14 protein-coding genes are annotated in these 13,225 nt (G+C 57.8%); all 14 read right to left on the bottom strand.

Going from position 1 to position 13,225, the window contains the following annotated elements; all coding sequences use genetic code 11:
• Window positions 1-43 precede the first annotated feature (43 nt).
• Window positions 44-1,876, bottom strand: coding sequence for a glutamine--fructose-6-phosphate transaminase (isomerizing) (gene glmS / locus CAG47_RS03730; protein ID WP_085723563.1), 1,833 nt, complete (start codon window positions 1,874-1,876; stop codon window positions 44-46).
• 1 nt (window position 1,877) lies between these two features.
• Window positions 1,878-2,654 carry a DeoR family transcriptional regulator gene (locus tag CAG47_RS03725; protein WP_085723562.1) on the bottom strand — a complete coding sequence of 259 codons (777 nt, stop codon included), beginning with the start codon at window positions 2,652-2,654 and terminating at the stop codon, window positions 1,878-1,880.
• 139 nt (window positions 2,655-2,793) lie between these two features.
• Entirely contained in the window at window positions 2,794-4,161 is a 1,368-nt protein-coding gene (glmU, locus tag CAG47_RS03720) for a bifunctional UDP-N-acetylglucosamine diphosphorylase/glucosamine-1-phosphate N-acetyltransferase GlmU (RefSeq protein ID WP_085723561.1), read from the bottom strand.
• Between the two features lie 113 nt (window positions 4,162-4,274).
• Window positions 4,275-4,700: a F0F1 ATP synthase subunit epsilon gene (locus CAG47_RS03715; protein ID WP_085723560.1), complete on the bottom strand. Its 426-nt coding sequence runs from the start codon at window positions 4,698-4,700 to the stop codon at window positions 4,275-4,277.
• A gap of 45 nt (window positions 4,701-4,745) precedes the next feature.
• Window positions 4,746-6,122 carry a F0F1 ATP synthase subunit beta gene (gene atpD / locus CAG47_RS03710; RefSeq protein ID WP_085723559.1) on the bottom strand — a complete coding sequence of 459 codons (1,377 nt, stop codon included), beginning with the start codon at window positions 6,120-6,122 and terminating at the stop codon, window positions 4,746-4,748.
• Window positions 6,123-6,149: 27 nt separating this feature from the next.
• Window positions 6,150-7,010 (bottom strand): F0F1 ATP synthase subunit gamma, encoded by an 861-nt coding sequence (atpG, locus tag CAG47_RS03705; RefSeq protein WP_085723558.1) that lies wholly within the window; start codon window positions 7,008-7,010, stop codon window positions 6,150-6,152.
• 50 nt (window positions 7,011-7,060) lie between these two features.
• Window positions 7,061-8,605 carry a F0F1 ATP synthase subunit alpha gene (atpA, locus tag CAG47_RS03700; RefSeq protein WP_085723557.1) on the bottom strand — a complete coding sequence of 515 codons (1,545 nt, stop codon included), beginning with the start codon at window positions 8,603-8,605 and terminating at the stop codon, window positions 7,061-7,063.
• Window positions 8,606-8,626: 21 nt separating this feature from the next.
• Window positions 8,627-9,163: a F0F1 ATP synthase subunit delta gene (locus tag CAG47_RS03695; protein ID WP_007969904.1), complete on the bottom strand. Its 537-nt coding sequence runs from the start codon at window positions 9,161-9,163 to the stop codon at window positions 8,627-8,629.
• 12 nt (window positions 9,164-9,175) lie between these two features.
• Window positions 9,176-9,646: a F0F1 ATP synthase subunit B gene (locus CAG47_RS03690; protein WP_085723556.1), complete on the bottom strand. Its 471-nt coding sequence runs from the start codon at window positions 9,644-9,646 to the stop codon at window positions 9,176-9,178.
• 58 nt (window positions 9,647-9,704) lie between these two features.
• The gene (gene atpE, locus CAG47_RS03685) at window positions 9,705-9,962 is read right to left on the bottom strand and encodes a F0F1 ATP synthase subunit C (RefSeq protein ID WP_003097235.1); all 258 of its coding nucleotides are present in this window, start codon (window positions 9,960-9,962) and stop codon (window positions 9,705-9,707) included.
• A 134-nt stretch (window positions 9,963-10,096) separates the two neighbouring features.
• Complete coding sequence (atpB, locus tag CAG47_RS03680; RefSeq protein WP_085723555.1) at window positions 10,097-10,966, bottom strand: F0F1 ATP synthase subunit A; 870 nt, start codon at window positions 10,964-10,966, stop codon at window positions 10,097-10,099.
• A gap of 16 nt (window positions 10,967-10,982) precedes the next feature.
• Window positions 10,983-11,390, bottom strand: coding sequence for a F0F1 ATP synthase subunit I (locus tag CAG47_RS03675; RefSeq protein WP_085723554.1), 408 nt, complete (start codon window positions 11,388-11,390; stop codon window positions 10,983-10,985).
• 148 nt (window positions 11,391-11,538) lie between these two features.
• The gene (locus CAG47_RS03670) at window positions 11,539-12,411 is read right to left on the bottom strand and encodes a ParB/RepB/Spo0J family partition protein (RefSeq protein ID WP_085723553.1); all 873 of its coding nucleotides are present in this window, start codon (window positions 12,409-12,411) and stop codon (window positions 11,539-11,541) included.
• A 9-nt stretch (window positions 12,412-12,420) separates the two neighbouring features.
• The gene (locus CAG47_RS03665; RefSeq protein WP_007969897.1) at window positions 12,421-13,218 is read right to left on the bottom strand and encodes a ParA family protein; all 798 of its coding nucleotides are present in this window, start codon (window positions 13,216-13,218) and stop codon (window positions 12,421-12,423) included.
• Window positions 13,219-13,225 lie beyond the last annotated feature (7 nt).

Here is a 13,225-nt window from a genome sequence, read left to right as displayed (position 1 = left end):
AACAGAAAAACCCCCGTAGAGGGGGTTTTTCATTGTGGATAACTTATTCCACAGTAACCGACTTCGCCAGGTTGCGCGGCTGGTCAACGTCGGTGCCCTTGAGCACGGCGACGTAGTACGACAGCAGTTGCAGCGGGATGGTGTAGAGGATCGGCGACAGGATGTCGTGAATGTGCGGCATGTGCACCACGTGGGTGCCTTCGCCGTTGGTCATGCCGGCCTTCTCGTCAGCGAAGACGATCAGCTGGCCACCGCGGGCGCGGACTTCCTGGAGGTTGGACTTCAACTTCTCCAGCAGTTCATTGTTCGGCGCCACGGTCACCACTGGCATGTCGTTATCCACCAGCGCCAACGGGCCGTGTTTCAGCTCGCCGGCGGGATAGGCTTCGGCGTGGATATAGGAGATTTCCTTGAGCTTGAGTGCCCCTTCCATCGCGACCGGGAATTGCGCGCCACGGCCAAGGAACAGGGTGTGGTGTTTCTCGGCGAACAGCTCGGAGATTTTTTCCACGGTGCTGTCCATGGCCAGTGCTTCGCCCAGACGGGTTGGCAAACGGCGCAGTTCTTCGACCAGCGTCGCTTCGACGCCTTTGTCCAGGGTGCCACGAACCTGGCCCAGGGATAGCGTCAGCAACAACAGGCCAACCAATTGCGTGGTGAAGGCTTTGGTCGATGCCACACCGATTTCACGGCCGGCCTGGGTCAGCAGGGTCAGGTCGGATTCACGCACCAACGAGCTGATGCCGACGTTGCAGATCGCCAGGCTGGCGAGGAAGCCCAGCTCCTTGGCGTTGCGCAGCGCGGCCAGGGTGTCGGCGGTCTCGCCGGACTGGGAAATGGTCACGAACAAGGTGTCTGGCTGCACCACCACCTTGCGGTAGCGGAATTCACTGGCGACTTCGACCTGGCAAGGAATACCGGCCAGCTCTTCGAGCCAGTAACGCGCGACCATACCAGCGTGGTAACTGGTGCCGCACGCGACAATCTGTACATTGCGCACTTTGGCGAACAGCTCGGCAGCCTGTGGACCGAACGCCTGTACCAGCACCTGGTTCTGGCTCAGGCGACCTTCCAGGGTGCGCTGCACCACGGAGGGTTGCTCGTGGATTTCCTTGAGCATGAAGTGGCGGAACTCGCCCTTTTCAGCGGCTTCGGCACCGTCGCGATACTGCACGGTTTCGCGCTTGACAGCCTGACCGTCAACGTCCCAGATCTGTACGCTGTCGCGGCGGATGTCGGCGATGTCGCCTTCTTCCAGGTACATGAAGCGGTCGGTCACCTGACGCAGAGCCAACTGGTCGGACGCCAGGAAGTTCTCCCCCAGGCCCAGACCGATCACCAACGGGCTGCCGCTGCGGGCTGCGACCAGACGATCCGGTTGCTTCGCGCTGATCACTGCCAAGCCATAGGCACCGTGCAGCTCTTTGACAGTCGCCTTGAGAGCGACGGTCAAATCGTGCAGATCCTTGAGTTTGTGGTTCAGCAGGTGGGCGATGACTTCGGTGTCGGTATCCGAGGTGAACACGTAGCCCAGGGCCTTGAGTTGTTCACGCAGGGCTTCGTGGTTTTCGATGATGCCGTTGTGCACCACTGCCAGGTCACCGGAGAAATGCGGGTGAGCATTACGCTCGCACGGTGCACCGTGAGTAGCCCAGCGGGTGTGGGCGATACCCAGACGACCGACCAGCGACTCGGTGGCCAGTGCCTGCTCCAGTTCACTGACCTTGCCCGGACGACGCAGGCGCTCGAGTTTTTCATCATTGGTGTAGACCGCCACGCCAGCGCTGTCATACCCACGGTATTCGAGGCGTTTCAGGCCTTCGACGAGGATGGCGGTGATGTTACGTTCTGCGACTGCGCCGACAATTCCACACATGCTATTTCTCCTGACTGACAGCCGCGCATATCAATGTGATGCCGCGGGCCTGAATCTGATCGCGAGCCTCAAGCGGCAGGCGTTCATCGGTAATAAGGGTATGGACACTGCTCCAGGGCAGTTCCAGGTTGGGAATCTTGCGGCCGATCTTGTCGGCCTCCACCATCACGACCACTTCACGGGCGACTTCGGCCATGACCCGGCTCAGCCCGAGCAGTTCGTTGAAGGTGGTTGTACCGCGAACCAGATCGATGCCATCGGCACCGATAAACAGCTGGTCGAAGTCGTAGGAACGCAGTACCTGCTCGGCGACCTGCCCTTGAAAAGACTCGGAATGCGGGTCCCAGGTACCACCGGTCATCAACAGCACTGGCTCGTGCTCAAGCTCGCTCAGGGCATTGGCGACATGCAACGAGTTGGTCATCACCACCAGGCCAGGTTGCTGGCCGAGTTCCGGGATCATCGAGGCGGTGGTACTGCCACTGTCGATAATGATGCGCGCATGCTCGCGAATCCGCGCTACGGCGGCACGAGCGATGGCTTGCTTGTATTTGGAAACCGGTTGACCAAGGTCGGCCACCAGTTCCTGAGGCATGGTGATCGCGCCGCCGTAACGACGCAGCAGCAGACCATGGCTTTCAAGTGCCGCCAGATCCTTGCGAATCGTAACTTCCGACGTTTCGAAGCGCTTGGCCAATTCATCCACACTGACTTCACCCTGCTCATTGAGCAAGGCAAGGATGTTATGGCGACGCTGAGGCGTGTTGCGCTTCGACATGAGCGGATAAGTTTCGTTTCGAAAGATAACGGAAGTAATCAAAACCTATCAGCGAAACTTCGTCAAGCGCCTTGCGATAAAAAGAACTGTGGGTAACTTGTAGGAGCAAGCTTGCTCCTACAAGGGAGTTGTGGATAACTCAGCCCTTCTTGATCTTCTCCGGCCGCTTCCAGCCGTCGATGTTCTTCTGACGGGCACGCCCGATGGCCAACTGGGATTTATCCACAGCCGAGGTAATGGTCGAGCCGGCTGCCGTCGTTGCGCCGTCGAGGATATCCACAGGTGCCACCAACGAGTTGTTGGAACCAATGAACACATCTTCGCCCAACACGGTTTTCCATTTGTTGGCGCCGTCATAGTTGCAGGTAATGGTACCGGCACCGATGTTGGTGCGCGCACCCACCTCGGCATCGCCCAGGTAAGTCAGGTGACCGGCCTTGGCACCCTCGCCCAGGTGGGCATTTTTCAACTCGACAAAGTTACCCACATGCGCGCGGGCTTCCAGCACGGAACCTGGACGCAGACGGGCGAACGGACCGGCATCGCTGCCTTCACCCAGAATGGCTCCTTCGATATGGCTATTGGCCTTGATGACCACGCCTTTGCGCAGGGTGCTGTCCTTGATCACGCAGTTCGGGCCGATCACCACGTCATCTTCAATGACAACCTTGCCTTCGAGGATCACGTTGATGTCGATCAGCACATCGCGGCCAACCGTGACTTCACCGCGAATGTCAAAACGAGACGGGTCGCGCAGCGTCACGCCTTGAGCCATCAAACGACGGCCGGCGCGCAATTGATAATGCCGTTCCAGTTCGGAAAGCTGCTTGCGGTCGTTGGCGCCCTGCACTTCCATGGCGTCGTGCGGCTGTTCGGTGGCCACCACCAGACCATCGCTCACGGCCATGGCAATGATGTCGGTCAGGTAGTACTCGCCTTGGGCGTTGTTGTTGGAAAGACGGCTCATCCAGTCGCCAAGACGGGCGAAAGGCAGCGCCAGAATGCCGGTATTGCCTTCGGTGATCTGGCGTTGGGCTTCATCGGCATCTTTCTGTTCGACGATGGCCGCAACCTTGCCGGCGCTGTCACGAACGATACGGCCATAACCCGTCGGGTCATCCAGTTCGACGGTCAGCAAGCCCAATTGCTCTGGCCCCACCTGCTTGAGCAGGCGCTGCAGGGTTTCGACCTCGATCAACGGTACATCACCGTAGAGCACCAGCACGTTTTCGGACTGAATGAACGGCACGGCTTGAGCAACGGCGTGACCGGTACCCAACTGTTTATCCTGCAGCACGAAATTCAGGTCATCCGCCGCCAGGCGTTCGCGCACGGCATCGGCACCATGGCCGATCACCACGTGGATGCGCTGTGGATCAAGTTGCCGGGCGCTGTGGATAACATGACCGAGCATGGAGTTGCCGGCAATCGGGTGCAAGACTTTCGGCAAAGCGGAACGCATGCGCGTGCCTTGGCCAGCAGCGAGAATTACGATTTCAAGAGACATGACTGGCTACCAATCCTGGGTGGTCAGCGGCTGCGACCAGGTTGTAAAAATCGGAAAAGAAAAAAGGGTAGCCGAGGCTACCCTTTTTAATCAATCACACAACAAGCACTGCCTTAGTGGCCGAACTTCTTGCGGACCTGCTGGACGGTGCGCAGCTGAGCTGCAGCCTCGGCCAGACGTGCGGCAGCAGAACCGTAATCGAATTCCGCGCCACGATCATGCAAGGCCTTCTCGGCAGCCTTGACGGCTTCCTGAGCGGAGGCTTCATCCAGATCGGCAGCACGTTGCACGGTGTCGGCAAGTACCTTGACCATGTTCGGCTGAACCTCGAGGAAACCACCGGAGATGTAATACACCTCCTCTTCCCCGCCCTGCTTGACCAGGCGGATCGGACCTGGCTTCAGGTTAGTGATCAGCGGCGCGTGACCCAGAGCGATACCAAGATCACCCAGTGCACCGTGCGCAATCACCATCTCGACCAGACCGGAAAAGATTTCCCCTTCCGCGCTGACGATATCGCAATGGACTGTCATAGCCATCTGATTGCCTCACCCTAAATTAGCGCCCGTTTCCGGGCGCCGGGATTACAGTTTCTTGGCTTTCTCGATCGCTTCTTCGATGGCGCCAACCATGTAGAACGCTTGTTCTGGCAGGTGGTCGTAGTCACCGTTGAGGATGCCTTTGAAGCCAGCGATGGTGTCTTTCAGGGAAACGTATTTACCCGAAGCACCGGTGAAGACTTCAGCCACGAAGAACGGCTGCGACAAGAAACGCTGGATCTTACGAGCACGGTTTACCAACTGCTTGTCGGCTTCCGACAGCTCGTCCATACCCAGGATCGCAATGATGTCCTTCAGTTCTTTGTAACGCTGCAGCACGTACTGAACACCGCGAGCGGTTTCGTAGTGGTCGTTGCCGATCACGTTCGGGTCCAGCTGACGCGAAGTCGAGTCCAGTGGGTCTACCGCTGGGTAGATACCCAGGGAAGCGATGTCACGGGACAGAACGACGGTGGCGTCCAAGTGGGCGAAGGTGGTCGCTGGCGACGGGTCGGTCAAGTCGTCCGCTGGTACGTATACCGCCTGGATCGAAGTAATCGAACCTTGCTTGGTCGAAGTGATGCGCTCTTGCAGCACGCCCATCTCTTCAGCCAGGGTCGGCTGGTAACCTACTGCCGAAGGCATACGGCCCAGCAGTGCGGATACTTCAGTACCGGCCAGGGTGTAACGATAGATGTTGTCGACGAACAGCAGAACGTCGTTACCTTCGTCACGGAACTTCTCGGCCATGGTCAGGCCGGTCAGGGCTACGCGCAGACGGTTTCCCGGCGGCTCGTTCATCTGACCGTAAACCAGTGCCACTTTGTCCAGAACGTTGGAGTCCTTCATCTCGTGGTAGAAGTCGTTACCCTCACGAGTACGCTCACCCACACCGGCGAACACGGAATAACCGCTGTGCTCGATGGCGATGTTACGGATCAGTTCCATCATGTTTACGGTCTTGCCTACACCGGCACCACCGAACAGACCGACTTTACCACCCTTGGCGAACGGGCAAACCAGGTCGATAACCTTGATGCCGGTTTCCAGCAGCTCGTTGCCACCGGCTTGTTCAGCGAAGGTTGGCGCGGCACGGTGAATGCCCCAGCGCTCTTCTTCGCCGATCGGGCCAGCTTCATCGATCGGGTTGCCCAGTACGTCCATGATCCGGCCCAGGGTCGCTTTACCGACCGGTACGGAGATGGCTGCGCCAGTGTTGTTGACGTCCAGACCGCGCTTCAAGCCTTCGGTGGAGCCCATCGCAATGGTACGAACCACGCCGTCGCCCAGCTGCTGCTGAACTTCCAGAGTGGTTTCGGCGCCTTGAACTTTCAAGGCGTCGTAGATGCTCGGTACGCTGTCGCGTGGGAATTCCACGTCGATAACGGCGCCGATGATTTGAACGATACGTCCGCTACTCATAGCTGGATCCTCTGAATATTTGAACCGTTAAACCGCGGCAGCGCCGCCGACGATTTCCGAGATCTCTTGGGTGATCGCAGCCTGACGCGCCTTGTTGTAGACCAGCTGCAAATCGCTGATCAAATCACCGGCGTTGTCGGTAGCGTTCTTCATCGCGATCATCCGCGCAGCTTGTTCGGCCGCGTTGTTCTCGACCACCGCCTGGTAGACCTGCGACTCCACGTAACGGACCATCAGGCCGTCGAGCAGCTCCTTGGCATCCGGTTCGTAGAGATAGTCCCAGTGGTGCTTGAGATCTTGATCCGGGGTTGCCACCAGTGGAATCAACTGCTCCACGGTAGGCTGTTGTGTCATGGTGTTGATGAACTTGTTGGACACCACGGACAGGCGGTCAATACGGCCGTCCAGGTAGGCATCCAGCATCACCTTGACGCTGCCGATCAGATCATTGATCGACGGCTCTTCACCCAGGTGGCTGATAGCTGCAACGACGTTGCCGCCGAAGTTGCGGAAGAAAGCCGCACCCTTGCTACCAACTACACACAGATCGATCTCGACGCCGTTTTCGCGGTTTACCGCCATGTCCTTGACCAAAGCCTTGAACAGGTTGGTGTTCAAGCCACCACACAGACCACGGTCACTGCTCACTACGACATAACCGACGCGCTTTACTTCACGGTCGATCATGAACGGGTGGCGATATTCCGGGTTAGCGTTGGCCAGATGACCAATAACCTGGCGGATGCGCTCCGCATAAGGACGGCTAGCAGCCATGCGCATTTGTGCCTTGCGCATTTTGCTGACCGCCACTTTTTCCATGGCGCTGGTAATTTTTTGCGTGCTTTTGATGCTCGCAATCTTACTGCGAATCTCTTTTGCGCCTGCCATGTAACACCTATCAGGTTAGCAAGCGGGAGCCGTCAGGCTCCCGCTGCGGCTTACCAGGTTTGGGTGGCCTTGAACTTCTCGATACCGGCTTTCAGGCCGCCATCGATTTCGTCATTGAAGTCACCCTTCACGTTGATCTTCGCCATCAAGTCGGCGTGATCGCGGTTGAAGTAAGCAATCAGCGCTTGTTCGAAGCTGCCGATCTTGGCGATTTCAACGTCGGTCAGGAACCCACGCTCAGCGGCATACAGCGACAGCGACATGTCGGCGATCGACATTGGCGCGTATTGCTTCTGCTTCATCAGCTCGGTAACGCGCTGACCATGCTCAAGTTGCTTACGGGTCGCTTCGTCCAGGTCAGAAGCGAACTGGGCGAATGCCGCCAGTTCACGGTACTGAGCCAGAGCGGTACGGATACCACCGGACAGCTTCTTGATGATCTTGGTCTGAGCGGCACCACCCACACGGGATACCGAAACACCGGCGTTCACAGCAGGACGGATGCCCGAGTTGAACATGGCCGATTCCAGGAAGATCTGACCGTCGGTGATGGAAATCACGTTGGTCGGAACGAACGCGGAAACGTCGCCAGCCTGGGTTTCGATGATCGGCAGTGCGGTCAGGGAACCGGTTTTGCCGGTCACTGCGCCGTTGGTGAACTTCTCTACGTACTCTTCCGAAACGCGGGATGCGCGCTCCAGCAGACGGGAGTGGAGATAGAACACGTCGCCTGGGTAAGCTTCACGTCCTGGTGGACGGCGCAGCAGCAGGGAAATCTGGCGGTAAGCCACTGCTTGCTTGGACAGATCGTCATAAACGATCAGCGCGTCTTCACCGCGGTCGCGGAAGTATTCGCCCATGGTGCAACCGGAGTACGGTGCCAGGAACTGCAGTGCTGCAGATTCCGAAGCGCTCGCTGCAACGATGATGGTGTTAGCCAGTGCACCGTTTTCTTCCAGCTTGCGAACAACGTTGGCGATGGTCGATTGCTTCTGACCAACAGCTACGTATACGCAGAAAATGCCGCTGTCTTTCTGGTTGATGATCGCGTCGATCGCCAGAGCGGTTTTACCGATCTGACGGTCACCGATGATCAGCTCACGCTGGCCACGGCCGACAGGGATCATGGCATCGACAGCCTTGTAGCCAGTCTGTACAGGCTGGTCTACCGACTTACGCCAGATCACGCCTGGAGCAACTTTCTCGACCGCGTCGGTCTCGGTGTTGTTCAGCGGACCTTTGCCGTCAACTGGGTTACCCAGTGCGTCGACTACGCGACCCAGCAGTTCCTTGCCAACCGGAACTTGCAGGATGCGACCGGTGCACTTGGCGCTCATGCCTTCGGCCAGAGTCTGGTATGCGCCCAATACAACGGCACCTACAGAGTCTTGCTCCAGGTTGAGGGCCATACCGAAGACGCCGCCCGGAAACTCGATCATCTCGCCGTACATGACGTCGGCCAGACCGTGAATCCGCACGATACCGTCAGATACGCTGACGACAGTGCCTTCGTTACGGGCTTGGGAGGTCACATCGAGCTTCTCGATGCGGCCCTTGATAATTTCACTTATTTCGGAAGGATTGAGTTGCTGCATTGCTCTGCTGCCCCTTCAAACTCAAGATTTCAATGCTTCGGCAAGTTTCGCGATTTTGCCGCGAATCGAGCCATCGATAACCAGGTCGCCGGCGCGGATGACAACACCCCCAATAAGGGATGAGTCTTCCTCGACTTGCAGGCGCACTTCCCGGTTGAGTCGTGCACTGAGAACCTTGGCGAGTTTGTCTTGCTGTTCTTGGTTCAATGCGAAAGCACTGGTCACTTCAACGTCTACCGACTTCTCTTGTTCGGCCTTGTACAGGTCGAACAGAGCGGCGATCTCCGGCAACAGCGGGAGACGGTCGTTTTCGGCAACGACGTGGATGAAGTTCTGTGCCTTTACATCAAACTTGTCGCCGCACACGTCAATGAACGTGGCGGCCTTTTCTGCGCTCGTCAGTCGCGGGGCCTTGAGCACGCGCTGCATGGTGTCGTCTTGCGACACCGCTGCTGCCAGGCCGAGCATGGCTGACCAATTGGCCAGTTGCTGGTGGGCCTGAGCGTGCTCGAAGGCCGCCTTAGCGTAAGGTCGGGCCAACGTGGTCAGTTCTGCCATGATCGCCCTCGCTTAGATTTCAGCAGCCAGTTTGTTAACCAGCTCTGCGTGCGCGTTTTGATCGATTGTGGCACCCAGGATCTTCGCAGCACCACCAACGGCCAGGCTACCCACTTGGGCGCGCAGCGCGTCTTTGACGCTGTTCAGTTCCTGTTCGATCTCGGCCTGAGCCTGAGCCTTCACACGGTCAGCTTCGACGCGAGCCTGTTCACGGGCTTCGTCGACAATCTGGGTACCGCGTTTCTTGGCTTGCTCGATGATTTCAGCTGCCTGAGCTTTCGCATCGCGCAGTTGCTGACCCGCTTTCTCTTGGGCCAACTCCAGGTCGCGAGCTGCTCGGTTGGCAGCGTCCAGACCATCAGCGATCTTCTTTTGACGTTCGTGCAGTGCCGTGATGACCGGAGGCCATACGAACTTCATGCAGAACAGTACAAAAATCAGGAACGCAACGGACTGGCCAATCAGGGTCGCATTAATGTTCACGCCAACACCTCGCAGTTACGTTGTCCATCACACCAAATTACCCGGAAGATCCGAGTAATTAGCCAGCGATCTGACCAACGAACGGGTTCGCAAAGGTGAAGAACAGAGCGATACCAACACCGATCATGGTTACGGCGTCGAGCAGACCGGCAACGATGAACATTTTAACTTGCAGCATTGGAACCATTTCTGGCTGACGCGCTGCGCCTTCCAGGAACTTGCCGCCCAGCAGGCCGAAACCAATTGCAGTACCCAGTGCGCCCAGGCCGATCAACAGTGCAACAGCGATAGCGGTTAGACCAACTACAGTTTCCATCTTTCCTCCCGACTTTTACGTCGTATGGTTTAGGTTTTTTTAATTTAAAGCGGTAAAACAAATCGTTTCAGAGGCTCCGTGAAGAGCCCCTTCCCGTTTTACCGGGAAGGACATCAGACTAGTCGAGACTGGTCTTAATGGTTTTCTTCGTGCGCCATCGACAGGTAGACGATGGTCAACATCATGAAGATGAACGCCTGCAGGGTGATGATCAGGATGTGGAACACAGCCCACGCCCACTGCAGAGCGACGCCCAGGCCGCTGAGCCAGAGCAGACCGCTGCCGAACATCACAGCAATCAGAATGAAGACCAGCTCGCCGGCGTACATGTTGCCGAACAGACGCAGAGCCAGGGAGATCGGCTTGGCGATCAGGGTTACGAATTCCAGCAGGAAGTTCACCGGGATCAGCAAGGCTTGAACGAAGATGTTCTTGCTGCCGAACGGGTGCAGGGTCAGCTCGCCGATGAAACCGCCGAGGCCCTTGACCTTGATGCTGTAGAAAATGATCAGTGCGAAAACCGAGAACGCCATGCCCAGGGTCGCGTTCGGGTCGGTAGTCGACACGGCACGGAACGGGATGTGGTGGTCGCCGGAGATCAGGATGGCCAGTTGAGGAATCCAGTCGACCGGTACCAGGTCGACGGCGTTCATCAGGAACACCCAGACGAAGATGGTCAGTGCCAGTGGTGCAATCACCGGGCTACGGCCATGGAAGCTGTCTTTCACGCTGCCATCGACGAATTCGACCAAAACTTCAACGAAGTTCTGCAAAGCGCCCGGCTGACCGGAGGTCGCCTTCTTTGCCGCCATGCGGAAAAGAAGAACGAAGATCAGACCCAATGCAATCGACCAGCCGAGGGTATCGACGTGGAAAGCCCAGAAGCCCATTTCCTTGGCTTCTGCTGCGGTGTGGGCAAAGCCCCAGCCGCCGGTAGGGTGCTGACCGAAGGTCAGGTTCTGCAAGTGGTGCTGGATATAGCCCGAAGCGGTTGTTTCTGCCATGGTTGCCTCAAACGCCCTAAGGTCTCGAAAGTCTTGTTCTCATCAGCAGGGGAGCGAACCAGCTGACCAGTTGGGTCAGCACGAAGACGCCGAATACAGCTAGCGGCGCCAGTGGCTTCACACCTGCGAACGTCAATGCAAAAAGCACCGCCGTCAAAATCAGTTTGCCCGCCTCGCCGGCATAAAATGACCGAACGATGGCTTGGGCTGCCCGGGCGCCGGAAAACCGAAATGCCCTGTGAGCGAAATAAACATTGGGAAGCAAGGCTATCAGGCCTCCGCAAAGTCCCGAGTACCCGGCAACGACTCCATATCGTTGCCAGAGCGCCAAAGCGGCAATGAGCAGAACGACAAGTTGAGCCATTAACACCGGAAAAACTGCCAGGCGATGGAACGGCAGGCGGTTTGGCGTGCGGGTTTCCATCACTTTTGCTCTCCAATGGTCGGCTGCCGAAATTCAATAACTTGGCATAATTTGTGCCGACAAAATGCGCGCAGAGTATAGGGGCGGTTCAGCCCCTATTCAACTGTCAGGTAGTGATTTCCGACTGCGCGCTACATGAGGAAATGTTTCAGCGGATATGTGCGAGAACGCCTTGAAGCTCATCCAGGGAGTTGTAACCAATTACCAACTGCCCCTTACCCTTCTTGCCGTGGCGAATCTGCACCGCAGAGCCTAGGCGCTCGGCCAGGCGCTGCTCGAGACGGGCGATATCCGGGTCAGGTTTTGCCGGTTCAACAGGCTCGGGTTTATCACTCAACCATTGGCGAACCAGTGCCTCGGTTTGGCGCACTGTCAGCCCACGTGCGACAACATGTCGCGCCCCTTCGACCTGTTGATTTTCCGGCAAACCGAGCAAAGCTCGGGCATGACCCATTTCCAGGTCGCCGTGGGACAACATGGTCTTGATGACTTCCGGCAAGGAAATCAGCCGCAGCAGGTTCGACACGGTCACCCGGGACTTGCCCACCGCCTCGGCCACCTGTTGCTGGGTCAGCTGGAACTCCTGCTGCAAACGCTGCAGGGCCAACGCTTCTTCAATCGGGTTCAGGTCTTCGCGCTGGATGTTCTCGATCAGCGCGATGGCGATCGCGGTTTCATCGGGCACATCGCGGACCATCGCCGGGATGGTTTCCTGCCCGGCTTGCTGGCTGGCGCGCCAGCGGCGTTCACCGGCAATGATTTCAAAGCGGCCGCTGCCGATCGGGCGAACCACGATGGGTTGCATGACGCCCTGTGCCTTGATCGACTGCGCCAGCTCTTCGAGCGCCTGCGGATCCATGTCGCGACGCGGCTGGTATTTGCCGCGCTGGAGCAGATCCAGAGGAAGGTGTTGCAGCTCACGTTGATCGGCTTGCGCCGCTTGTTCTTCCAGCGAGCTGACAGTCGGACCACTCAACAGAGCATCCAGTCCACGTCCGAGACCTCGTTTCTTGACGGCCATGGGGATTCCTTAAGTTGCCTGGGCAGCGGCGATGCGTGAGTTTTTGCGTTGACGACGAACCATTTCGCCCGCCAATGCCAGATAGGCAACGGCGCCTCGCGATGCTTTGTCGTACGCCAGCGCCGGCATCCCATAACTTGGCGCTTCGGCCAGACGGATGTTGCGCGGAATGACGGTGTCGTAGAGCTGTTCGCCGAAATGTTCCTTGAGCTGCGCCGAAACATCGTTCATCAGGCTCAGGCGCGGGTCGTACATCGTACGCAACAAGCCTTCGACCTTGAGGTTCGGGTTCAGCAGTTCGGCGATACGCTTGATGTTATCCACAAGGTCGCTCAAACCTTCGAGTGCGAAGTACTCACATTGCATGGGGATAATGACCCCATCGGCGGCAACCAGTGCGTTCAAGGTCAGCATCGACAGCGACGGCGGGCAGTCGATCAGGATGTAGTCGTAGTTTTCCCGGATCGGCGCCAGCGCACTGCGCAGGCGACTTTCCTTCATCTGCATTTCCAGCAGCACCACTTCGGCCGCGGTGAGGTCGCGGTTGGCCGGTAACAACTGGTAACCACCGTGTTCGGAGAAGTGCATGGCCTGGGCCAGATCACATTCACCGATCAGTAGGTCGTAGACCGAGTTTTCCAGGCCATGTTTATCCACACCGCTACCCATGGTGGCGTTGCCCTGTGGATCAAGATCGATCAACAGCACCCGGCGCTTGGTCGCGACCAGGGATGCTGCGAGGTTGATGCAGGTGGTGGTTTTGCCCACGCCACCCTTTTGGTTCGCTATCGCGAATACCTTAGCCATTCTTGCT

It is taken from the genome of Pseudomonas sp. R37(2017) (genome assembly GCF_002113375.1).
Lineage (GTDB): Bacteria > Pseudomonadota > Gammaproteobacteria > Pseudomonadales > Pseudomonadaceae > Aquipseudomonas.
Note: the sequence above shows the minus strand (reverse complement) of the source record. Positions and strands in the feature narration are given on the sequence as shown.

Excerpts from the sequence above, each read along its gene's own strand:
- atpA (WP_085723557.1), bottom strand. The coding sequence starts at position 8,605 with ATGCAGCAACTCAATCCTTCCGAAATAAGTGAAATTATCAAGGGCCGC.
- CAG47_RS03675 (WP_085723554.1), bottom strand. The coding sequence starts at position 11,390 with ATGGAAACCCGCACGCCAAACCGCCTGCCGTTCCATCGCCTGGCAGTT.
- glmU (WP_085723561.1), bottom strand. The coding sequence starts at position 4,161 with ATGTCTCTTGAAATCGTAATTCTCGCTGCTGGCCAAGGCACGCGCATG.
- CAG47_RS03715 (WP_085723560.1), bottom strand. The coding sequence starts at position 4,700 with ATGGCTATGACAGTCCATTGCGATATCGTCAGCGCGGAAGGGGAAATC.
- atpG (WP_085723558.1), bottom strand. The coding sequence starts at position 7,010 with ATGGCAGGCGCAAAAGAGATTCGCAGTAAGATTGCGAGCATCAAAAGC.
- CAG47_RS03695 (WP_007969904.1), bottom strand. The coding sequence starts at position 9,163 with ATGGCAGAACTGACCACGTTGGCCCGACCTTACGCTAAGGCGGCCTTC.
- glmS (WP_085723563.1), bottom strand. The coding sequence starts at position 1,876 with ATGTGTGGAATTGTCGGCGCAGTCGCAGAACGTAACATCACCGCCATC.
- atpD (WP_085723559.1), bottom strand. The coding sequence starts at position 6,122 with ATGAGTAGCGGACGTATCGTTCAAATCATCGGCGCCGTTATCGACGTG.
- CAG47_RS03665 (WP_007969897.1), bottom strand. The coding sequence starts at position 13,218 with ATGGCTAAGGTATTCGCGATAGCGAACCAAAAGGGTGGCGTGGGCAAA.
- atpE (WP_003097235.1), bottom strand. The coding sequence starts at position 9,962 with ATGGAAACTGTAGTTGGTCTAACCGCTATCGCTGTTGCACTGTTGATC.
- CAG47_RS03670 (WP_085723553.1), bottom strand. The coding sequence starts at position 12,411 with ATGGCCGTCAAGAAACGAGGTCTCGGACGTGGACTGGATGCTCTGTTG.
- CAG47_RS03725 (WP_085723562.1), bottom strand. The coding sequence starts at position 2,654 with ATGTCGAAGCGCAACACGCCTCAGCGTCGCCATAACATCCTTGCCTTG.
- atpB (WP_085723555.1), bottom strand. The coding sequence starts at position 10,966 with ATGGCAGAAACAACCGCTTCGGGCTATATCCAGCACCACTTGCAGAAC.